Here is a 21,189-nt window from a genome sequence, read left to right as displayed (position 1 = left end):
AGGGATATCGGTCGTCCGGACCGATGCCGTCCCCCACCCGCCGGACACGGCGGTAACCTCGCGCAGGAGGAAGAAGTTGCTCTCCGCCTTTACCAGTGCGTTCCGGACGCCTGACCTGCGCAAGAAACTGCTGTTCACAGTCTCGATCATTGCGCTGTACCGGTTGGGTGCCACCTTGCCCAGCCCCGGTGTGTCCTACACCAACGTGCAGACGTGTCTGAAGGCCGTGAACGACGCCAATGCCGGCGGCGGTGTGCTGAACCTGCTGAATCTGTTCTCCGGCGGCGCGCTGCTGCACCTGTCGGTCTTCGCGCTCGGCATCATGCCGTACATCACCGCGTCGATCATCCTGCAGCTGCTCACCGTCGTGATCCCCCGCCTCGAGCAGCTCCGCAAGGAGGGCCAGTCCGGCCAGGCCAAGATCACGCAGTACACCCGGTACCTGACGCTCGGCCTGGCGATCCTCCAGTCCTCGGCGTTCGTCGCGCTCGCGCGGACCGGTCAGCTGTTCGGCAACGCATGCGACCAGAGCGACCCCACGATGCAGATCATCCCGGAGAACACCGGGCTGCCGATGTGGCTGACGCTCAGCATCCTCGTCCTGACGATGACCGCCGGCACCGGCGTGGTGATGTGGCTCGGCGAGCTGATCACCGACCGGGGTGTCGGCAACGGCATGTCCGTCCTCATCTTCACCTCGATCGCCGCCCGCCTCCCCGGCGAGGGTTGGACGATCAAGGAGTCGAGCGGCGTCGGCAAGTTTCTGCTCGTCATCGGCCTGGTCCTGATCATCATCGGACTGGTCGTCTTCATCGAGCAGGCGCAGCGCCGGATCCCGGTGCAGTACGCCAAGCGCATGATCGGCCGCCGGATGTACGGCGGCACGTCCACCTACATCCCCCTGAAAGTCAACCAGGCCGGTGTCGTTCCGGTGATCTTCGGTTCCTCGCTGCTCTACCTGCCGCAGCTCTACCTGCAGTTCTTCGACCAGAACAACCTCAAGGGCTACCAGATCTGGATCCAGAAGTGGCTCGCCGACCCGACGAGCACGCTCTACATCGGCGTCTACTTCCTCCTGATCATCTTCTTCACGTACTTCTACGTCTCGATCACGTTCAACCCGACCGAGGTCGCGGACAACATGAAGAAGTACGGTGGTTTCGTTCCGGGCATCCGTCCGGGCAAGCCGACCGCCGACTACCTGGACTTCATCCTGAGCCGGATCACCTTGGCCGGCGCGCTCTACCTGGCCATCATCTCGGTCCTGCCGAACTTCTTCTTCATCTGGCTGAACCAGAAGCAGTACCAGAACTTCCCGTTCGGCGGCACCGCGGTGCTGATCATGGTCGGCGTGGGTCTGGAGACGGTTAAGCAGATCGAGAGCCAGCTCATGCAGCGCAACTACGAAGGGTTCCTCCGGTAGTGGGGACGCGGAGCCGGGGGGCTCATGCGTCGGCGGATTGCGGGGCTCGTTCTCACCGAAGCGAGGCGATGTAGGTGCGGCTGGTACTGGTGGGCCCTCCGGGGGCCGGCAAGGGGACCCAGGCTGAGTTCATCGCTGCCCACCTCGCCGTACCGAAGATCTCGACCGGTGACATCTTCCGGGCCAACGTGTCGCAGGGCACGCCCCTGGGGGTCGAGGCCAAGCGCTACATGGACGCAGGTCAGCTGGTTCCGGACGAAGTGACCATCAACATGGTCCGGGACCGGCTGGCCGAGCCGGACGCCGGTGACGGCTTCCTGCTCGACGGTTTTCCCCGCACGGTGCCCCAGGCATCCGCGCTCGACAAGCTCCTGGCCGACCTCGGCACCGCGCTCGACCTGGTGATGGAGCTCGTGGTCGACGACGACGAGGTCATCCGGCGGCTGTCGGGCCGTCGGACCTGCCGCGGCTGCGGCAAGATCTGGCACGTCGAGTTCGACCCCACCAGCAAGGAGAACATCTGCGACCGGTGCGGGTCGGAGCTGTTCCAGCGGGACGACGACAAGGCCGAGACCATCGCGAACCGCCTGGTCGAGTACGCCGAGAAGACCGCGCCCCTGGTCGACTTCTTCGGCGCGCAGGGCAAGCTCGTCGGCATCGACGCGACCGGCCCGGTCGAGGACGTCACCGTGCGCGCCATCGACGCCCTGCGGTCGTACGGGGGCTGACATGCGCCGCCCGCAGCTGGATATTCAGCTGAAGACTCCCGAGCAGATCGAGCTGATGCGCGGCGCCGGCCTCGTGGTCGCCGCCGCGCTGGACGCGATGCGCGACGCGATCGCGCCCGGCGTCTCCACCGCCGACCTCGACGCGATCGCCGAGAAGGTGATCCGCGACGCCGGGGCGGTTCCGTCCTTCAAGGGCTACCACGGCTTCCCGGCGTCGATCTGCGCGTCGGTCAACGAGCAGGTGGTGCACGGCATCCCCCGGCCCGAGCAGGTGCTGGCCGAGGGCGACCTGCTGTCGCTGGACTGCGGCGCGATCCTGGACGGCTGGCACGGCGACTCGGCGATCACCGTGGGGGTCGGCGAGACCGACCCGGCGCTGATCAAGATGGCCGAGGTCGCCGAGGACGCGATGTGGGCCGGGATCGCGGCGGCCGCGCGCGGCGCGGCGAACGGCCGGGGCCGGCTCACCGACATCTCCTTCAACGTGGAGAAGACGGTGCGCAAGGCCGGGCGGTACGGGATCGTCGACGGCTACGGCGGGCACGGCATCGGCACCGAGATGCACCAGGACCCGCACGTGCTCAACCACGGCAAGCCGGGCAAGGGCCCGCGCCTGGTGCCCGGCATGTGCCTCGCGATCGAGCCGATGATCACGATGGGCTCGCCGCGCACGGTCGAGCTCGAGGACGGCTGGACGGTGAACACCCGGGACGGCTCGATGGCCGCCCACGTCGAGCACACGATGTGCCTGCTCGAGGACGGCGTCTGGGTCACCACCGCGGTCGACGGCGGTCGCGGGCGCCTCGGCGATCTGGTCACCGCCCGCCAGCCCTGATCGCCCGGGTTCTCCGCGCCGTCCGGAGGACCAGGCGCCGGTGGCCGGCCCAGCCCTACCGGTTGTGGTGCCTCTGGGGCATGCTTTGACGCATGGGACGGGAGGACATGCGGGCCGGCGACGGTGATCGCAAGGCGGTCGCCGAACAGCTGAAGACCGCATTGGACGAGGGACGCCTCGACCTCAGCGAGTACGACGAGCGGATTCAGCGGACGTACGCGGCGAAGACCTACGCCGATCTGGACGGTCTGCTGGACGACCTGCCCGGCACGGTGCCCGTCGAGCACTCTCAGATCCAGCGTGCCGCCCCCGCGCCGCCGACCGGTGCACCGGTTCACCCCTTGAGCTCCGGAGGCCGTCAGGTCGCCCACTGGGTCGGTCCGTACGCCGGGGTGATCGTCGTCTGCACGGTCATCTGGGCGATCACCAGCGCCAGCGCCGGCCACCTCACGTACTTCTGGCCGGTGTGGATGTTGATCCCGCTGATCTTCGGCGTCTTCGGGCAGTGGTTCGGCGGCGGCGGGCGCGACCGCAGGCGGCGCTGAGCGAGGTCGTGGACGGGGACTGCGATGGTGGGGGACATGGGCCGGGATCGGATGCGGGCCGCGGACGCCGACCGCCAGCGAGTCGCCGACCAGCTGCGCGGGGCGCTCGAGGAGGGCCGCCTCGACCTGAGCGAGTACGACGAGCGCCTCAAGGACGCGTACACGGCGAAGACGTACGGTGATCTGGATCGCCTCCTGACCGATCTGCCGAACGCCGCACCGGTCGTCCCCGCCCCGCCGCCGGCGCCGCCGCCGGCCAAGATCGATGATCGCGAGGGGCGCACCCAGGCCTGGCTGCGGCACATCTGGGGATCGTGGGTCTCGGTCGCCGGCTTCCTCAGCCTCATCTGGGCGCTCGGCTGGATCTCCGAGGGGCGCCCCGACTACTTCTGGCCGGTCTGGGTGATCGGGCCGTGGGCCGTGCTGCTGGCGTTCCGCACCGCCGGCGGGCTGGTCAAGGGGGAGCCGCGGGTGCGCGCGGCCGAGTTGGAGCACCGGCGTCTGCTGCGGGAGCACCGGCACGAGCGCAAGATGCTGTACCGGCAGGCGATCGCGACCGGTGAGTTGCCGCTCAATCCGAGCAAGCAGGAGCGCAAAGCCTTCATCGCGGAGGCGCTGGCGAAGGGCGATCTGCCGCCGAAACCGCGAAAGCCCGCCACCGGCGAGTGATAGCGGCGCGTATGTCCGAATTTTGGGCCGTCGACACACCCGACCCCGGGTTAGGGATACCTCGGTTTGGCGTGCCCAACCGGCGCGCGTACACTGGCTAGCTGGCGCGCAGCGTCCACTCCCGCATGTCCTCAGCGCTTCGAGGGCGGCGGGTGCCGCGGCTGGTCTTCGTCGGTGACGGCGAAGGTATGACGTTGCATGCTAGCCCCGAACCCCAGTGTCAGGTAGCGGAGGACATGCCTAAGAAAGACGGAGCCATCGAGATCGAGGGCCGAGTGATCGAGCCCCTGCCGAACGCAATGTTCCGCGTGGAGCTCGCCAATGGTCACAAGGTGCTAGCCCATATCTCAGGCAAGATGCGGCAGCACTACATCCGCATCCTTCCCGAGGACCGAGTCGTCGTCGAGCTGTCGCCGTACGACCTGACCCGGGGACGAATCGTCTACCGCTACAAGTAGCAGGGGCGGGGATGTCCCGTCCGAATGAGAGTTAAGGCAAACCGTGAAGGTCAAGCCGAGCGTCAAGCGGATCTGCAACAACTGCCGGGTCATCCGGCGGCACGGCCGCGTCATGGTCATCTGCAAGACCGACGCGCGCCACAAGCAGCGCCAGGGCTGAGTCCCCGCGCTGCCGGATCCGGCACCGAACAAGCTCGTCCCAGCCGTCGTCAAAGGCGGCTATACCCCTGGTCGGAGGCCAGGGCCCGTCCGGGCAGACGGGGTGGGAAGGGCACAGACCTCCGAATGAGTTCAAGGAGTACGCCCACTTATGGCTCGACTCGTTGGAGTCGATCTTCCCCGCGAGAAGCGGATGGAGATCGCGCTCACCTATATCTACGGGATCGGTCGCACCCGTGCCGTCGAGGCACTGACCGCTACCGCGATTGACCTGAACAAGCGCGCCAAGGACCTCACGGACGAGGAGCTGGTTCAGCTCCGCGACTACATCGAGGGCAATTTCAAGGTTGAAGGTGACCTTCGCCGCGAGGTCGCCGCGGACATTCGCCGCAAGGTCGAGATCGGCTGCTACGCCGGCATCCGCCACCGTCGGGGCCTCCCCGTTCGTGGCCAGCGGACCCGTACCAACGCTCGTACCCGCAAGGGCCCGAAGCGCACGGTCGCCGGTAAGAAGAAGCCCGGTCGGAAGTAATAGGAGCGCACTGACTTATGCCACCGAAGGCACGCGCTGGGGCCGCAGTCAAGAAGGTCCGGCGCAAGGAACGCAAGAACGTCGCCCACGGGCAGGCGCACATCAAGAGCACCTTCAACAACACCATCGTGTCGATCACCGACCCGACCGGTGCGGTCATTTCCTGGGCCTCCTCGGGCCAGGTGGGCTTCAAGGGCTCCCGCAAGTCGACTCCGTTCGCCGCGCAGCTGGCCGCCGAGGCCGCCGCTCGCCGGGCGATGGAGCACGGCATGCGCAAGGTCGACGTGTTCGTCAAGGGCCCCGGTTCCGGCCGGGAGACCGCGATCCGTTCGCTGCAGGCCGCGGGCCTCGAGGTCGGCCAGATCGCCGACGTCACGCCCCAGCCGCACAACGGTTGCCGTCCGCCGAAGCGTCGTCGGGTCTGAGGGAGATCTAGGAACAATGGCTCGTTACACAGGTGCGGACTGCAAGCGCTGCCGCCGCGAGAAGATGAAGCTGTTCCTCAAGGGCAGCAAGTGCGACGGGCCGAAGTGCCCGTTCGAGTCGCGTCCCTTCCCGCCCGGCCAGCACGGCCGCGGCCGGACCAAGGAGACCGAGTACCTGCTCCAGCACCGCGAGAAGCAGAAGGCCCGCCGCGTCTACGGCGTGCTCGAGAAGCAGTTCCGCGGTTACTACGAGGAGGCTGTCACCAAGCCCGGCAAGACCGGTGAGGTGCTGCTGCAGATCCTCGAGTCGCGTCTCGACAACGTCGTCTACCGGGCCGGCCTCGCGCAGTCCCGGGACATGGCCCGGCAGCTGGTCAAGCACGGCCACTTCCTGGTCAACGGCGTGAAGGTGGACATCCCGTCCTACCGCGTCAAGGAGCACGACATCGTCACCACGCGGGAGAAGTCGAAGGAGATGACTCCCTTCGTCGTCGCCCAGGCCCAGGCCGGCCAGCGGCCGGTTCCGGCATGGCTGGAGCCGATCCCGAGCGAGATGAAGATCCTCGTGCACTCGCTCCCGGCCCGCGCTGTCATCGACACGCAGGTCCAGGAGCAGCTGATCGTCGAGCTTTACTCCAAGTAAGGCTCTCGGGGATGCCGGCCGAATCGGCCGGCATCCCCAGCATCATCAGGACGGCCATCAAATAGTGGGTGGCCTGACAGAAAGAAGAATTGCGTGCTCATCAGCCAGCGGCCGACCCTCTCGGAGGAGTCGCTCTCGGAGACCCGCTCCCGGTTCACCATCGAGCCTCTGGAGCCGGGTTTCGGCTACACCCTCGGCAACTCCCTCCGCCGGACCCTGCTGTCGTCCATCCCGGGCGCGGCGGTGACCAGCATCAAGATCGACGGCGTCCTGCACGAGTTCACCACGATCCCCGGTGTCAAGGAGGACGTGGTCGAGCTGGTCATGAACGTCAAGGAGCTCACGGTCAGCTCCGAGCACGACGAGCCGGTCAGCATGTACCTGCGCAAGCAGGGCCCGGGCGACGTCACCGCCGGTGACATCCAGCCCCCGGCCGGCGTCTCCGTGCACAACCCCGACCTGAAGCTGGCCACGCTGAACAGCAAGGGCCGGCTCGACATGGAGCTCACCGTCGAGCGGGGCCGTGGCTACGTCACGGCGGCGCAGAACAAGAGCACCGGCGCCGAGATCGGCCGCATCCCGGTCGACTCGATCTACTCGCCGGTCATGAAGGTGACCTACCGCGTCGAGGCCACCCGTGTCGAGCAGCGCACCGACTTCGACCGCCTGATCATCGACGTCGAGTCGAAGGCGTCCATCTCGCCCCGCACCGCGCTGGCGTCGGCCGGCTCGACCCTCGTCGAGCTGTTCGGCCTCTGCCGCGAGCTGGACGAGACCGCCGAGGGCATCGACATCGGCCCGTCGCCGCAGGACGCGCAGCTCGCTGCCGACCTGGCTCTGCCGATCGAGGAGCTGGACCTCACCGTCCGGTCGTACAACTGCCTCAAGCGCGAGGGCATCAACAGCGTGGGCGAACTCATCGGGCGCACGGAAGCCGATCTTCTGGATATAAGGAATTTCGGTCAGAAGTCGATCGACGAGGTCAAGATGAAGCTCGCCGGAATGGGCCTGGGCCTCAAGGACAGCGCGCCGTCCTTCGACCCCGCTCACGTCGTGGACTCGTTCGGCGACGTGGACTACGACACCGACGACTACCGCGAGACCGAGCAGCTCTAAGCCCGGCCGCCGTATAACCAAGGAGCATTCGAAAATGCCCACGCCCACCAAGGGTCCCCGCCTCGGCGGCAGCCCGGCGCACGAGAAGCTGATCCTGGCCAACCTGGCCACGGAGCTCTTCCGGCACGGGAAGATCAAGACCACCGAGACGAAGGCCAAGCGGCTGCGCCCGCTGGCTGAGCAGCTCATCACGAAGGCCAAGCGCGGTGACCTGCACGCTCGTCGCCGGGTGCTGACCGTCGTGCGGGACAAGGACGTCGTGTACGCCCTGTTCGAGCAGATCGCTCCGCGGTACGGCAACCGTTCGGGTGGCTACACCCGCATCACCAAGACCGGCCCGCGCAAGGGTGACGCCGCTCCCATGGCCGTCATCGAGCTGGTCGAGGAGCTGCAGGTGGCGGCGACCACCGCCGCGCCGGCCAAGAAGGCGGCCAAGAAGGCCGCCGCGCAGCAGGACAAGGTGGAGGCTCTCGCCCGCGAGGACGAGGCGCCGGCCGCCGCCAAGGTCGAGGACGACCAGGACGCCGAGGCTCCGGAGAACGCTTCCGGTGACAAGGGCGCCGAGGGCCCGGGCGACCAGGCCGAGGGCGAAGACACCAAGGCGTAGCTTTTACGCGGAATGGCCCGGCATCCTCAGGGTGCCGGGCCATCTCTCTGTCTGCAGGGGACACGATGGAATCCATCCGCTTACGACTGGATGTGTCGTACGACGGCGCCGAGTTCTCCGGCTGGGCCGCGCAACCGGGCCGCCGGACGGTGGCCGGCGTGCTGGTCGCGGCCTTCGAGCGTCTCCTCGGGCCGGAGACGGCGCTGGGCCTCACGGTGGCCGGTCGCACCGACGCCGGGGTGCACGCGACCGGACAGGTCTGCCACGTCGACCTCGCGGCCGAGGCGTGGGGCGAGCTCGAGGGGTCGCTTCTGCGCCGGCTGGCGGCGCTCATGCCGGCCGATGCACGCGTACGCGCGATCACGCCCGTCCCCCCGACCTTCGACGCGCGCTTCTCCGCCACCTTCCGGCGTTACGAGTACCGGGTCGCCGACACGCCCTGGGGCCCCGAGCCGCTCCGCCGGCACGACACCCTGGGCTGGGTGCGGCCGCTCGACCTGGCCCGCCTGAACGCCGCCGCGGCCGGTCTGGTGGGCGAGCACGACTACGCCGCCTACTGCAAGCGCAAGGAGCACGCCACCACGGTCCGGGCGATCAACCGGCTGGACTGGCGCCGGGACCCCGACGGCGTGTGCGTGGCGACCGTGCAGGCCGACGCGTTCTGCCAGTCGATGGTGCGCAGCCTGGTCGGCGCCATGCTCACGGTCGGCGACGGGCGGCGCGACATCACCTGGCCGGGCACGCTGCTCACGCTGCGGGAGCGCTCGAGCGAGGTGACCGTGGCGCCGGCGCACGGCCTGACCCTGATCGCGGTCGGCTACCCCGAGGAGGCCGCGTACGCCGCCCGCGCCGAGGCCACCCGCCGGCTGCGGGTCCAGGAAGAGGCCTAGGCGGCGGCCGCCCGCCGGCCCAGCACGGTCGTGCCCAGATAGCTGTCCACCAGGTCGCCGGTGATCCGCTCGGCGATCGGGTCGTCGCCGCTGACCTGCGCCCCGTCCGGCTTGGTGATCACGCAGTAGAGCAGGTAATGGCCCCGGGTGCGCCAGCCGACCTGCGAGGTGGGCGGCGCGTCCGGATCGGTCTTGCCGGCGGGCAGCGTCGCGAAGCCGCCGTCCCCGGTCTCGACCAGATTGCGGAGCCGTTCGTCCACGTCGGCGGCCCCGGTCGCGTCGGCCAGGTTGAACAGGCCCGACGTGACCTGATAGCCGCCGTACGGCGCGACCAGCCCGGCGCGCACCACCTGGCTGCACCCCTGGGCGGCGAGCAGAGAGCCCAGCTCGCCGGTCGTCGCCGTACGGCAGTCGGTGTCGATGTGCGTGATCGTGATCCGGTACGCGCCGGCGGCCGGCGGACGCACCTCGGACCGGTCGGGGAAGACCTCCTCGACCGAGAGCGGGGCCGTGTCGGCGCCGCGGGAGGCGAGCATGCCGGCCTCGAAGGAGTTGGTCTCGACCCGGGCCGGGGCGTCGTGCCGCTCGCCGGCCACGACGAAGAACGCGGTCGTCGCGATCAGGGCGAGCAGGATCAGCGCGGCCAGCCCGCGGGCCAGGATCAGCGCCGCGTGCTCGGGTTCGCGCGGCGCACGCCGGCGGGACGCGGACCGGTGCTGACCGGTGGTGCCGAACCCGCGTACGAACAGGGCGAGAGCGCCGTCCGGTGCGGGGCGATGCTCTCGGCGGGGAGGGGTCCCGTACAGCATGCATTCCACGCTAGGAGCGCACGGTGATCGATGAGCGCACAGGCTGTGCGGCACCCCCGCCGCGCGTCGTCGTTCACGGCGGCGGCAAACTGGGACAGTGACCGCCGAGCATTACTTCAGCGCCGAGCCCACGACGCCCGCCCAGCGCGGCGAGATCGAGTTCAGCGTCGCGGGCAAGAACTACCGGATGGCCGTGGCCTCGGGCGTGTTCTCGGCCGGCCGGCTGGACCCGGGCACCGCCGTGCTGCTGCGCAAGGGTGGCCTGCCGACCGCCGCGGCCACCGGCGTCTTCCTCGACCTCGGGTGCGGGTACGGCCCGATCGCCGCGGTGCTGGCGAGCGAGGCCCCGGAGGCGACCGTCTGGGCCGTCGACGTCAACTCCCGCGCCCGCGAGCTGGCGGTGGAAAACACCGAGAAGCTCGGCAACGTCACCGTGGCCGAGCCCGGCGAGGTGCCGGCCGAGCTGGTCTTCGACGAGATCTGGAGCAACCCGCCCACCCACGTCGGCAAGGCCGAGCTGCACGCGATCATGGAGCACTGGCTGCCGCGGCTCGCGCCGGGCGGCGTCGCCTGGCTGGTGATCAACCGGCATCTCGGCGGCGACTCCCTGCACGCCTGGCTCACCGGGCTCGGTTGGCAGGTCGAGCGGATGGCCAGCCAAAAGGGTTTTCGCGTGCTGCGGGTGAGCCGGAAAACCGGCTGACCGCGCGGCCCGTACCGGGAAGAATGCGGGCCCATGGGTTACGTGGATGTCGCCGGTGCCGGTTTCGTGCTGCCCGACGGCCGGGAGCTGTTCGCCGACGTGTCGTTCCGGGTCGGTGAGGGCGCCAAGGTGGCGCTGGTCGGGCCGAACGGGGCGGGCAAGACCACGCTGCTGCGCATGGTCGCCGGCGACCTGCCGGTTCAGGCCGGAACGATCGCGCGGGCCGGCGGTCTCGGAGTCATGCGCCAGTTCATCGGCATGATCGGCGATGACCGTACGCTCGAGGAGCTCGCCCTTTCCCTGGTCGAGCCCGCACTCGGCGCCGCCGGCGAACGGCTGGCGACGGCCACCGCGAGCCTGGACGAGTCCGAGCGCAGCCAGCTGGCGTACGCGAATGCGCTGGCGCACTGGGGCGAGGTGGGCGGCTACGACGCCGAGGTCCTCTTCGACACCGTCGCCGTCGCCATCCTGGCCAAGCCGTGGGAGGAGGTCCGGCGCCGCCCGGTGCGCACGCTCTCCGGCGGCCAGCAGAAGCGGTTCGCGCTCGACCTGCTGCTGCGCGGCCGCGATGAGGTCCTGTTGCTCGACGAGCCGGACAACTTCCTCGACGTGCCCGGCAAGCGCTGGCTCGAGACCCGGCTGCGCGAGTCGCCGAAATCGGTGCTGTACGTCTCGCACGACCGCGAGCTGCTGGCCCAGACCGCCGATCGGGTGGTGGCCGTCGAGGGCGGCAGCGCCTGGACCCATCCGGGCGGTTTCGCGTCCTGGCACGAGGCCCGCGAGCACCGCCACGAGAAGCTCGAGGAGAACCGCAAGCGCTGGGACGAGGAGCGCCAGAAGCTGCGTGAGCTGGTGCTGATGTACAAGCAGAAGGCCGCGTACAACTCCGACATGGCCTCGCGCTACCAGTCCGCGCAGACCCGGCTCCGCAAGTTCGAGGAGGCCGGTCCGCCGCCGCTGCCGACCAAGGAGCAGTCGCTGCGGATGAACCTGCGCGGCGGCCGCACCGGCAAGCGCGCGGTGATCTGCGAGGGGCTCGAGCTGGAAAATCTGACCTTCCCCTTCGATCTGGAGATCTGGTACGGGGACCGCGTCGCCGTCCTGGGTGCGAACGGCACCGGCAAGTCGCACTTCCTGCGGCTGCTCGCGGCCGGCGGCACCGACCCCGAGGCGGAGAACAAGCCGGTCGACGGAGCGCCGCTGGCGTTCGTGGCGCACGACGGCGTGGCCCGGCTCGGCGCGCGCGTGCGTCCCGGCCACTTCTCCCAGACGCACGACCGGCCCGAGCTGCTCGACCGCACGCTGGTCGAGATCCTCTGGCGGGGCGACGACCACCGGTCCGGAATGGACCGGGCGGGCGCGATGAAGGCGCTCAACCGGTACGAGCTGGCCGGGCAGGGCGATCAGCTGTTCGGCACGCTCTCCGGCGGCCAGCAGGCCCGGTTCCTGGTGCTGATGCTGGAGCTGTCCGGCGCGACCGTTCTGCTGCTGGACGAGCCGACGGACAACCTGGACCTGGCCTCGGCCGAGGCGCTGGAGGAGGGGCTCAAGCAGTTCGAGGGTACGGTGATCGCGGTCACCCACGACCGCTGGTTCACCCGCTCCTTCGACCGCTTCGTGCTGTTCCAGGGCGACGGCGAGGTCGTCGAGACGCCGGAGCCGGTCTGGGACGTTCGCTAGTTTTCTGGCCTCGGGCCGGTTATGGTCCGAGGCAAGACAAACCCCACGGGAGTCCGGTGCACCGGGCTGAGAGGGGGGCTGACGCGGCCCCCGACCGTCGAACCTGATCCGGATCATGCCGGCGCAGGGAGGAGCGGTCGTTGTTTCCTCGTTTGCACATCGTCACCGACTCGCTCGACGTGGTGCGCGGCGCCGTCGGGCACGGTCCGGTCGCCATCCAGGTGCGGGTGAAGACGTCGGACCGGCTGGCCTACGAGCTCACCGTGGCGGCTCTCTCGCTGTGTCGCGAGGCCGGCGCGATGTGCCTGGTCGACGACCGGGTCGGCGTCGCGCTGGCGGCCGGGGCGGACGGCGTGCACGTGGGCGCCGACGATCTGCCGGTGGCGGTCGTGCGCCGGGTGCTCGGGCCGTCGGCGGTGGTGGGCGCCACCTGCCGGAACCCGGAGGACGCGCGGGCCGCGGTCGCCGACGGGGCCACCTATCTCGGTGTCGGGCCGGCCTATGCGACGTCCACGAAGGACGGTCTGCCGTCGCCGATCGGGGTCGCCGGGGTGCGCGCCGTGGTCGACGCGGTGCCGGGCGTCCCGGTGATCGCCATTGCCGGGATCACGCCGGAGCGGGTGCGCGAGTTGCCCGGTCACGGGGTGGCGGCGATCTCCGCGGTCGCGCGCGACCCGGCCGGGGCGACGGTTTCCTTCCTGAGGGCGCTGAACGAGGTGGCGACGCGATGAGCGTGGCGATCGTCGGCGGCGGCATCATCGGGCTCGCCATCGGGTGGCGGCTTCTCGAAGGCGGCGCCGACGTCACCGTCTTCGACGACGGGCGGCCCGGGGCCTGGCACGTGGCGGCCGGGATGCTCGCCCCGAGCGGCGAGTCGGCCCACGAGCAGGAGGCGCTGACCCGGCTGCTGGAGGCCTCCGGCGAGCGCTGGCCGGCGTTCGCGGCCGCGCTCGGCGTCGAGGTCGGCTTCGACGACGCCGGGACGCTGAGCCTGGCGATGACCGCCGACGACCTGGCCGAGGCGGCCCGGGTCTGGACTCGGCACCAGCTTCCCCTGCTGCGCCCGTCCGAGCTGCGCGAACGCGAGCCGGCCCTGTCGCCGCGGGTGCGGGCCGGCGTCTTCTCGGCGAGCGAGTGGCAGGTCGATCCCCGGCGGGTGGTGGCGGCCCTGCGCGACCGGCTGGCCGGGCGGATCGTCGCCAAGCGGGTCGAGGCACTGTCCGAGATGGACGCCGAGACCGTCGTGGTGGCGGCCGGCTGCGGGACGGCGGGACTGACCGGGCTGCCGGTGCGGCCGGTCAAGGGGCAGGTGCTGCGGCTGCGCGGGGAGCCGGGCCTGCTGCGGCACGTGCTCGACGCGACCGTCGACGGCCGGCACGTCTATCTCGTGCCGCGGGCCGACGGCGAGATCGTCGTGGGCGCGACCCAGGAGGAGCGGACCGACTCGCTGGTCACCGCCGGCGGCGTGCACGACCTGCTGCGGGCCGCGATAGACCTGGTGCCGGCCCTGGCCGAGTGCGAGCTCACCGAGACGACCGTGGGCCATCGCCCGGGCACGCCGGACAACGCGCCGCTGCTCGGCCGGATCGACGACCGGGTCATCGTGGCGGCCGGGCACTTCCGCAACGGGGTGCTGCTGGCGCCGATCACCGCCGACCTGATCGCCGGCCTGGTCCGGAACGAAGAACCCGATCCGCTGCTCGACGCGTTCACGCCGGGGAGGTTCCGATGCGGCTGACGGTCAACGGGCGGGAGCACGTCGAGAGCGGGGACGCCCTGTCGGTGGCGGCCCTGGTCGAGCGGCTCACCGAGGCCCGGCGCGGGGTGGCGGTGGCGGTCAACGGGACGGTGGTGCCCCGCTCGACCTGGGCGACGAGCCGCCTCGCGGACGGCGACGCGGTCGAGGTGCTCACCGCGGCGCAGGGAGGCTGAGATGCTCTTCGGGGAATCGCGGCTGATCCTCGGCACCGGCGGCGCGAACAGCCTGGCGGCTCTGGAGGAGGCGATCACGGCGTCCGGCGCCGAGCTGGTCACCGTGGCTTTGCGCCGGGTCACAGTGCCAGCTTCCATGGGGCCCGGGCCCGGCCTGCTGCCGATGCTCGACCGGCTCGGCGTGCGGGTGCTGCCGAACACGGCCGGCTGCTACACCGCCGGCGACGCGATCAAGACGGCCCACCTGGCCCGCGACGCCTTCGAGACCGACCTGGTCAAGCTCGAGGTGATCGGCGACGAGCGGACCCTGCTGCCGGACGGGGTCGAGCTGCTCCGGGCGGCGGAGACGCTGGTGTCCGACGGGTTCCGGGTGCTGCCCTACACCAGCGACGATCCGATCCTGGCCCGCCGGCTGGCCGACGTCGGCTGCGTCGCGGTGATGCCGGCCGGCTCGCCGATCGGCTCGGGCCTGGGCATCTCGAACCCGCACCACATCAGGCTGATCCGTCAGTCGGTCGAGGTACCGGTGGTGCTGGACGCGGGCATTGGAACCGCCTCGGACGCGGCGCTGGCGATGGAACTGGGCTGCGACGCGGTGCTCGTCGCGAGCGCGATCACCCGGGCCGACGATCCGGCCGGGATGGCGGCGGCGATGCGGCATGCGGTGGTGGCGGGTCGGTTGGCCTACGCCGCGGGCCGGATACCGCGCCGCTTCCACGCGGTGGCGTCCACTTCGGATGACGGGATCGCGCGGTGGTGACGCCGAGCGGTCTGGTGCTGCTCACCGATCGGCGGCTCGCCTGCGGCTCGCTCATCCCGGTGGTCGAGCGGGCGGTCCGCGGCGGCGTGGCGTGGGTCATTCTCCGGGAACGCGATCTTCCGTACGGCGAAAGACGTGCCCTGGCGTTGCAGCTGCGCGACCTCGTGCCGCCGGGCCGCTTGATCGTCGCCGGTCCCGACCCGCTCGGCGCGGACGCGGTCCATCTGGCCGAGGCCGACCCGTTGCCCGAGGCCGAGGTCGCGCTGATCGGCCGTTCCTGCCACGACGCCCCGCATCTGTCCCTCGGGCGGTGGACGACGGCGCGGGATTTGTCGTACCCGGGCGCTAACGTGGCCCCACCCAGTGAACGGGGTGGGGTTTCGTCGGACCCGAGGGTCGAGGACTACGTGACGCTGTCGCCGGTCTTCCCCACGCTCAGCAAGCCCGGCTACGGTCCGGCCCTGCCGCCGCCCGACGCCGCCGCGCTCGCGGGAGACGTGCCGTGGCTCGCGCTCGGCGGCATCGACACGCCGGCCCGGGCCGAGGCTTGTGCGGCGGCCGGCGCCCACGGGATCGCCGTGATGGGGGCGGTGATGCGGGCCGCCGACCCCGAGCGGGCGTCCCGTGAGCTGGCCGTCGCCTTCGGCTCCGCCCGGGTTGCCCGCGCCGCCCGGGACAAGAGACCGACGGCCGCCGCGGTCGCCGCCGGAATCGCGGAATGGACCGATCCGCGATGACGTGGCCGGAGGAGCGGCGACCCCGCCGGCGTTGTGGAGCGGGGTGTTCCGCGATGACACGGCCGGAGGAGCGGCGACCCGCCGGCGTTGTGGAGCGGGGTGTTCCGCGATGACGCCGCCGGTTGTCCTGACCATCGCCGGGTCGGACTCGGGCGGCGGGGCCGGGATTCAGGCCGATCTCAAGACGATCGCGGCGCTGGGGGCGTACGGCGTCTCTGTGATCACGGCGATCACCGCGCAGAACACGCTGGGGGTCACCGCGATTCACCCGGTGCCGATCGACGTGGTGGAGGCACAGCTCGAGGCGGTGCTCGCGGATTTCCCGGTGGCGGCGGTCAAGGTGGGCATGATCGGGGACCGGAGGGTGGCCGAGCTGGTCCGGAGAAACGGGGATCGGCTGCCCAACCTGGTCGTCGACCCCGTGCTGGTGGCCACCTCGGGCGCCAAGCTCGCGGATGCGGCACAGGTGGGGCCGCTCCTCGCGTACGGGAGCATCCTGACGCCCAACCGGCCGGAAGCCGCCGCCCTCACGCAAAGCTCGGTCGAGACGGCCGAGGAAATGATCTCGGTGGCCGTCCGGCTCGCCGCGGCCGGACCCCGCGCGGTGGTGGTGACCGGCAGCGAGCTCGCGGTGGACGTGCTGCGCCACGGCGGCGAGACCACGATCCTGCGCGGCGACGAGATCGACACGCGTAACAACCATGGTTCGGGATGCACGTTCTCGTCGGCGCTCGCAACGCGGCTGGCGTTCGGCGACGACGTGCCGGCGGCGGTGAGCGCGGCCAAGAAATACGTGACGGCCGCGCTGCGGGGTGGTCGTGAATGGCGGCTGGGCGCCGGGCCCGGGCCGCTGAACCACTTCGCCTGATCTTTCATCGGCCCGGTGTCAGGGATTCTTGCTGCCTCCAACCGTCCGTTATGCACCAATTTGGGGAGGAAAAGATGAGGCGGAAGGTGTACGTCGAGGGCTCGCGGCCGGATATTCGCGTCCCCTTCAACGAGGTCGAGCTGAGCGACGGCAACGCGCCCGTGCGGCTCTACGACACGTCCGGACCGGGCAGTGACCCCGAGGACGGGCTGCCCCCGCTGCGGTCGCCGTGGATCACGCGCGGCACGCAGCTGGCGCACGCCCGCGCCGGGGTGATCACGCCGGAGATGGAGTTCGCGGCGATCCGGGAGGGCGTCGACCCCGCGGTCGTGCGGGACGAGATCGCGGCCGGCCGGGCCGTGCTGCCGGCCAACCGGAACCACCCGGAGAGCGAGCCGATGGTGATCGGGTCGCGGTTCCTGGTGAAGGTCAACGCGAACATCGGCACCTCGGCGGTGACCTCGTCGATCGCCGAGGAGGTGGACAAGATGGCCTGGGCGACCCGGTGGGGCGCCGACACGGTGATGGACCTGTCGACCGGGCCGCGGATCCACGAGACCCGGGAGGCGATCATCCGGAACTCGCCGGTGCCGATCGGGACCGTGCCGTTCTACCAGGCGCTGGAGAAGGTCAACGGCGACCCGCTCGAGCTCTCCTGGGAGCTTCTGCGCGAGACGATCATCGAGCAGGCCGCGCAGGGCGTCGACTACATGACCATCCACGCGGGGGTGCTGCTGCCGTACGTGCCGCTGGCGGCCGAGCGGGTCACCGGGATCGTCTCGCGCGGCGGGTCGATCATGGCGGCCTGGTGTCTCGCGCACCATGAGGAAAATTTCCTCTATACGAACTTCGAGGAGCTCTGCCGGATCTTTGCGGAATACGACATCACGTTCTCGCTCGGCGACGGGCTGCGGCCGGGGTCCATCGCCGACGCCAACGACGAGGCGCAGTTCGCCGAGCTGCGGACGCTGGGGGAGCTGACCCACCTGGCCTGGGAGCACGACGTGCAGGTGATGGTCGAGGGGCCGGGCCACGTGCCGATGCACAAGATCAAGGAGAACGTGGATCTCCAGGTCGCCCTGTGCGGCGGCGCGCCGTTCTACACCCTGGGCCCGCTCACCACCGACATCGCGCCCGCCTACGACCACATCACCTCGGCGATCGGGGCCGCGATGATCGGCATGTTCGGCACGGCGATGCTCTGCTACGTGACGCCGAAGGAGCACCTCGGCCTGCCCGACCGCGACGACGTGAAGGCCGGCATGATCGCTTACAAGATCGCGGCGCACGCGGCCGACCTCGCGAAGGGCCATCGAGGCGCCCAGGATTGGGACGACGCTCTCTCCAAGGCCCGGTTCGAGTTCCGCTGGGAGGACCAGTTCGAGCTGGCCCTCGACCCCGCGACGGCACGTTCGTACCACGACGAGACGCTGCCCGCCGCGCCCGCCAAGACCGCGCATTTCTGCTCGATGTGCGGGCCGAAGTTCTGCTCGATGCGGATCTCCCACCAGATCCGCGAGCAGGGCTTGCGGGACAAATCGGACGAGTTCCGCGCCGCCGGCGGAAAGGTCTACGTGGAGGTGGGGCCGTCGCCGCCCCCACCTCAGCCGCAGAGCTTGTAGAAGGCTTCAGAGCTTGTAGAACGTGACGTAGTGGTCGGGGGTGAACCAGGTTTCCTTCGTGGACCGGTTCACCACGATCCGGTACGCGTCCCGGGAGGCGCCGCGGGCCCGCGGGTAGACGTCGTACTCGTTGTAGCTGGCGCCCGCGGGCAGCTCGCCCTCCCGGTTCTGGAAGGTGCCGCCGGTGTAGTTGTACTGGCCGTACGGCCAGGAGTACCAGCCGGAGCCGAGCGGCCAGCCCAGCGAGCTCCAACCGGTGCGGGCCGTGCGGGCTGCCGAGCAGCGGGAGATCGTGCAGGACGAGTGGACGGCGGCCTGGGCGGCGTCGGTGTGCGTGGGCGCGACCACGGCCGGGGCCACCAGGCCGGTTCCGGCCAGGCCGAGGGTGAGAGCGAGGCCGGCGACGAACCGGCCGAGGCGGGTACGGGGTTTCCGGTCGACGTTCATGGCACGATCCTCGGCGGAATCGCTACCCGCCGGTACATCCCCGACGGGTCATTCCATTTATGTTCGTCTATTGGATACCGCTAATTACCCAGACCCGAGACCCATTCGGCAACGCCGTCGGATTGGTCCCGGCCGACGCCGCGGCCGCGCTGCGGCTGGCCCGGCACCTGGGCCGTCGCGGTGGCCGTCGGCTGGTGCGGCTGCTGCTGGGGCGGCGTGAAGCCGTCGAACGGGGGGACGTCCTTCATCGAGAAGACGCCGGTGTCCGAGGGGCGGAGCTGCTCCTCGGGCCGCTGGGCGGCAACGGTCGCGGCCTGGGCGATCGCCGAGTTCGGCCGCGCGTCCCGCTTGGGCAGCGGCGGGCGGTGCGGGGTCGGCCGGGCGTCGGCCGCGTTTCCGGAGCCGTTCGACGGGCCGCGGCGCAGCACGGCCGCGAGCACCGAGCCGAGCACGCCGGCGCCGGCCGCGGTCATCGCCGCCCAGTAGGGCACGGCCTGGAACTGGTCGGCGGCCGAGCCCGGCCCGGCGATCAGGTAGGCGGTGGTGAGCAGGGCCGGCCCGGCGAGGCCGGAGAGGGCGATGGTCAGCGTGGACATGCCCCGGCCGCGCGCCGCGAGCCCGATGGCGACCCCGCTGATCAGGGCCACGGCCGGCATCGTGAACAGCGCCGTCCGCTGGGTCACCGAGGAGGAGAGGAATCCCGCGTCGAGCACGCCCAGGCGTACCCAGGGAAGGGTTTTGCCGGGCGCCATCGAGGGCGCCACCGACAGCACCGCGAGCGCCCAGATGGCGACGCCCACGGCGGTGAAGCTCCAGCGCGCCACCTGGCGGCTCAGCGCCGCGTAGGCCGCGAAGATGCCCGCCGCCGCGCCCAGCGCGGCGCAGATGCCGATCACCAGGACGGGCTGGACCCCGGCCACGTGCGCCCCGCGCGCCGGCTGCATGGTCAGCGGAACCACCACCGCGGCGCCGAGGCCCGCGGCGGCCGCCGTGACGAGCCGGGTGCCCGCGCCCGAGCCCTTGGGCAGGTGGAGGCGGCCGGCCATGCCACCGACCACCGCGGAGGTCATCGCGAACCAGGCGACCCAGGCCAGCTCCGCCGTCCAGTGGTCACGCATGGTGATATCCAGGGCGCGGTTGAGCGCCACGATGCCGAGGCCGTAGGCCAGCCCGAGCTGGCTGGCGCCGGCCAGCGCGGCGACGCCGAGCGTGACCCCCAACAGTTTGGCCGAGGTCCGGAATGCCATGCGGGGCAGGTTACGGATCCGGGCCCCGCAACGCCACTCCGAGACCGTTTCTTAAGAAACCCTTTTGGTGACTACTGGTTGTAGCCAGCGCATGATCACTTATGAGGCCAGCCGCCAGCGGCCGGCCCGGGCCACGAGCAGCGTCAGCGCCTGCGGCATGAGACCCGAGTGGTTGGCCGGGGTGAGGCGGATCGGGCCGGAGATGCCGTCCGTCTGCGAGGTCTCCAGGATCGCCCGGATCTGGTCGCGGTTGCCGCCGACCCGGGCCACCGCGGCGGCGATCAGGTCGACCGCGTCGGCCGCGAACGAGGCCACGCCCGAGTAGCTGCCGTACCGCGAGATGTAGTCGCGGAACCACTGCTTGCGGGAGGCCTTGGCCGGCGTCGTCGCGATCACGTCGTCGATCGCCAGGATCTGGGTGAACACCATCGTCGTGTTGTTCGTGGCCGCGGCCGAGGCGAGCGGGATGAACATGTCGCTGGCGGCCGCGGCGTCGAAGTAGATCTTGCCGGCGAAACCGGCGTGCTTCGCGCTGGTGGCGGCGAGCGCGGCCTGGTCGGGCGAGGCCAGCACGAGCAGGGCGGCCGGCTTGGCCGCGGTCAGCGTCTCGACCGCCTGGGTGACGTCGGTGGCGGTCGGCTTCACCGAGCTCGTGCCCTTCACCGTGATCTTGGCCTTGCCCAGCTCGGCCAGGAGCGCGGCCTTGCCGCCCTGGCCGTAGAGGTCGTCGGAGTAGAGCACCGCGGCGTCCGGCACCCGCAGCCGGTGCAGCTCGGCGACCATCGCGGCGGCGCTGTCGGCCGAGTTGGGGCCGAGCTTGAAGACGTACTGCCGGTCGGCGATCGGCTGGGTGATCTCGTCGGAGGCAGCCAGCGCGATGGTCGGCAGCTTCTTGTCGTTGATCGTCTTGGCCGCGCTCACCAGGCAGGCGTCGCAGGACCCGCCGACCATCGCGGCGACCGAGGCGTCGTCGGCGAACGTGCTGATGTTCCGCAGCGACGTGGTCGGGTCGGAGCGATTGTCCTGGGTGCGCAAAAGCAGTTTGCGGCCGCCCAGCCGGCCGGACGCGTTCACCTGGTCGATCCGCAACTGCAGGGCGCGGCCGTACGCGAGGTCCACCGTGGACGAGTTGTTCAGGTCGGCCCCGATCACGATCGTGCCGCCGTCACCGCCCGCGTCCCCGTCGTCCGATGAGCAGCCGGTCAGCCCGGCGACGAGAAGAGTCGAGGCCACGATGGATGCCGTGGCGAGGCGGGGGAGCCTCACGGGGGTGCCTCCTAAAGGGGCGGTTACGCGGAACGCCGGCGGCAACGGTGACCAGCCGCGGGTGTGCCGATACGGACAACACGTCCGT

26 protein-coding genes and 1 riboswitch are annotated in these 21,189 nt (G+C 70.6%); of the genes, 22 read left to right on the top strand and 4 right to left on the bottom strand.

Translation table 11 applies throughout. The features are described 5' to 3' along the window. Positions 1-76 precede the first annotated feature (76 nt). The 13 genes from secY (at position 77) to truA (ending at position 9,030) form a co-directional block, all read left to right on the top strand. On the top strand, positions 77-1,423 hold the full coding sequence (secY, locus tag ACZ6TB_RS39310) for a preprotein translocase subunit SecY (protein ID WP_465563792.1): 1,347 nt from the start codon (positions 77-79) through the stop codon (positions 1,421-1,423). A 74-nt stretch (positions 1,424-1,497) separates the two neighbouring features. Further along, positions 1,498-2,151: an adenylate kinase gene (locus ACZ6TB_RS39305; protein ID WP_020513606.1), complete on the top strand. Its 654-nt coding sequence runs from the start codon at positions 1,498-1,500 to the stop codon at positions 2,149-2,151. Position 2,152: 1 nt separating this feature from the next. Further along, positions 2,153-2,986, top strand: coding sequence for a type I methionyl aminopeptidase (map, locus tag ACZ6TB_RS39300; RefSeq protein ID WP_465563789.1), 834 nt, complete (start codon positions 2,153-2,155; stop codon positions 2,984-2,986). A 92-nt stretch (positions 2,987-3,078) separates the two neighbouring features. Then, positions 3,079-3,531, top strand: coding sequence for a DUF1707 SHOCT-like domain-containing protein (locus tag ACZ6TB_RS39295; RefSeq protein WP_465563786.1), 453 nt, complete (start codon positions 3,079-3,081; stop codon positions 3,529-3,531). A 51-nt stretch (positions 3,532-3,582) separates the two neighbouring features. After that, positions 3,583-4,200, top strand: a complete 618-nt coding sequence (locus tag ACZ6TB_RS39290) for a DUF1707 SHOCT-like domain-containing protein (RefSeq protein ID WP_465563850.1) — start codon at positions 3,583-3,585, stop codon at positions 4,198-4,200. Between the two features lie 236 nt (positions 4,201-4,436). Continuing rightward, entirely contained in the window at positions 4,437-4,658 is a 222-nt protein-coding gene (gene infA, locus ACZ6TB_RS39285; RefSeq protein WP_007073013.1) for a translation initiation factor IF-1, read from the top strand. Between the two features lie 43 nt (positions 4,659-4,701). Then, entirely contained in the window at positions 4,702-4,818 is a 117-nt protein-coding gene (gene rpmJ / locus ACZ6TB_RS39280; RefSeq protein ID WP_015619018.1) for a 50S ribosomal protein L36, read from the top strand. Between the two features lie 150 nt (positions 4,819-4,968). Continuing rightward, positions 4,969-5,349, top strand: coding sequence for a 30S ribosomal protein S13 (rpsM, locus tag ACZ6TB_RS39275; RefSeq protein WP_133873210.1), 381 nt, complete (start codon positions 4,969-4,971; stop codon positions 5,347-5,349). Positions 5,350-5,366: 17 nt separating this feature from the next. Continuing rightward, the gene (rpsK, locus tag ACZ6TB_RS39270; RefSeq protein WP_020513613.1) at positions 5,367-5,774 is read left to right on the top strand and encodes a 30S ribosomal protein S11; all 408 of its coding nucleotides are present in this window, start codon (positions 5,367-5,369) and stop codon (positions 5,772-5,774) included. Positions 5,775-5,790: 16 nt separating this feature from the next. After that, on the top strand, positions 5,791-6,417 hold the full coding sequence (gene rpsD, locus ACZ6TB_RS39265; protein ID WP_020513614.1) for a 30S ribosomal protein S4: 627 nt from the start codon (positions 5,791-5,793) through the stop codon (positions 6,415-6,417). Between the two features lie 93 nt (positions 6,418-6,510). Beyond that, a complete protein-coding gene (locus ACZ6TB_RS39260) occupies positions 6,511-7,533 on the top strand; it encodes a DNA-directed RNA polymerase subunit alpha (RefSeq protein WP_433300658.1) in 1,023 nt (340 codons plus the stop codon). A 34-nt stretch (positions 7,534-7,567) separates the two neighbouring features. After that, the gene (rplQ, locus tag ACZ6TB_RS39255; protein ID WP_465563779.1) at positions 7,568-8,140 is read left to right on the top strand and encodes a 50S ribosomal protein L17; all 573 of its coding nucleotides are present in this window, start codon (positions 7,568-7,570) and stop codon (positions 8,138-8,140) included. Positions 8,141-8,205: 65 nt separating this feature from the next. Then, complete coding sequence (truA, locus tag ACZ6TB_RS39250) at positions 8,206-9,030, top strand: tRNA pseudouridine(38-40) synthase TruA (protein WP_465563776.1); 825 nt, start codon at positions 8,206-8,208, stop codon at positions 9,028-9,030. Here the strand turns inward: truA and ACZ6TB_RS39245 are convergent. Beyond that, on the bottom strand, positions 9,027-9,839 hold the full coding sequence (locus ACZ6TB_RS39245) for a hypothetical protein (RefSeq protein ID WP_465563773.1): 813 nt from the start codon (positions 9,837-9,839) through the stop codon (positions 9,027-9,029). The genes truA and ACZ6TB_RS39245 overlap by 4 nt on opposite strands. A 97-nt stretch (positions 9,840-9,936) precedes the next feature. On the opposite strand from ACZ6TB_RS39245, the gene ACZ6TB_RS39240 reads away from it, so the two are divergent. From ACZ6TB_RS39240 to thiC, 9 genes are all read left to right on the top strand, one after another. After that, complete coding sequence (locus ACZ6TB_RS39240) at positions 9,937-10,542, top strand: class I SAM-dependent methyltransferase (RefSeq protein WP_465563770.1); 606 nt, start codon at positions 9,937-9,939, stop codon at positions 10,540-10,542. A gap of 33 nt (positions 10,543-10,575) precedes the next feature. Then, positions 10,576-12,222 (top strand): ABC-F family ATP-binding cassette domain-containing protein, encoded by a 1,647-nt coding sequence (locus ACZ6TB_RS39235; RefSeq protein ID WP_465563767.1) that lies wholly within the window; start codon positions 10,576-10,578, stop codon positions 12,220-12,222. 35 nt (positions 12,223-12,257) lie between these two features. Further along, a riboswitch (TPP riboswitch) is annotated at positions 12,258-12,369 on the top strand. Then, positions 12,363-12,953 (top strand): thiamine phosphate synthase, encoded by a 591-nt coding sequence (locus ACZ6TB_RS39230; RefSeq protein WP_465563764.1) that lies wholly within the window; start codon positions 12,363-12,365, stop codon positions 12,951-12,953. (Overlaps the previous riboswitch by 7 nt.) Continuing rightward, positions 12,950-13,960, top strand: coding sequence for a glycine oxidase ThiO (thiO, locus tag ACZ6TB_RS39225; protein WP_465563761.1), 1,011 nt, complete (start codon positions 12,950-12,952; stop codon positions 13,958-13,960). The genes ACZ6TB_RS39230 and thiO overlap by 4 nt, the downstream gene beginning before the upstream one ends. Beyond that, positions 13,951-14,154 (top strand): sulfur carrier protein ThiS, encoded by a 204-nt coding sequence (gene thiS / locus ACZ6TB_RS39220; RefSeq protein WP_465563758.1) that lies wholly within the window; start codon positions 13,951-13,953, stop codon positions 14,152-14,154. Before thiO ends, thiS begins: the two co-directional genes overlap by 10 nt. A 1-nt stretch (position 14,155) precedes the next feature. Continuing rightward, positions 14,156-14,914, top strand: a complete 759-nt coding sequence (locus ACZ6TB_RS39215) for a thiazole synthase (RefSeq protein ID WP_465563755.1) — start codon at positions 14,156-14,158, stop codon at positions 14,912-14,914. After that, positions 14,908-15,651 (top strand): thiamine phosphate synthase, encoded by a 744-nt coding sequence (locus tag ACZ6TB_RS39210; RefSeq protein ID WP_465563753.1) that lies wholly within the window; start codon positions 14,908-14,910, stop codon positions 15,649-15,651. Before ACZ6TB_RS39215 ends, ACZ6TB_RS39210 begins: the two co-directional genes overlap by 7 nt. Before the next feature lie 109 nt (positions 15,652-15,760). Further along, complete coding sequence (gene thiD, locus ACZ6TB_RS39205) at positions 15,761-16,519, top strand: bifunctional hydroxymethylpyrimidine kinase/phosphomethylpyrimidine kinase (RefSeq protein WP_465563750.1); 759 nt, start codon at positions 15,761-15,763, stop codon at positions 16,517-16,519. A 74-nt stretch (positions 16,520-16,593) separates the two neighbouring features. After that, positions 16,594-18,141 carry a phosphomethylpyrimidine synthase ThiC gene (gene thiC, locus ACZ6TB_RS39200; protein WP_465563747.1) on the top strand — a complete coding sequence of 516 codons (1,548 nt, stop codon included), beginning with the start codon at positions 16,594-16,596 and terminating at the stop codon, positions 18,139-18,141. A 6-nt stretch (positions 18,142-18,147) separates the two neighbouring features. On the opposite strand, the gene ACZ6TB_RS39195 is transcribed toward thiC, so the two are convergent. The 3 genes from ACZ6TB_RS39195 to ACZ6TB_RS39185 form a co-directional block, all read right to left on the bottom strand. After that, entirely contained in the window at positions 18,148-18,588 is a 441-nt protein-coding gene (locus ACZ6TB_RS39195) for a ribonuclease domain-containing protein (protein WP_465563744.1), read from the bottom strand. Between the two features lie 80 nt (positions 18,589-18,668). After that, a complete protein-coding gene (locus ACZ6TB_RS39190; RefSeq protein ID WP_465563741.1) occupies positions 18,669-19,835 on the bottom strand; it encodes a hypothetical protein in 1,167 nt (388 codons plus the stop codon). A 99-nt stretch (positions 19,836-19,934) separates the two neighbouring features. Then, positions 19,935-21,101: an ABC transporter substrate-binding protein gene (locus ACZ6TB_RS39185; RefSeq protein ID WP_465563738.1), complete on the bottom strand. Its 1,167-nt coding sequence runs from the start codon at positions 21,099-21,101 to the stop codon at positions 19,935-19,937. Between the last annotated feature and the right edge of the window lie 88 nt (positions 21,102-21,189).

The organism is Actinoplanes sp. NPDC051537 (assembly GCF_055586105.1).
Note: the sequence above shows the minus strand (reverse complement) of the source record. Positions and strands in the feature narration are given on the sequence as shown.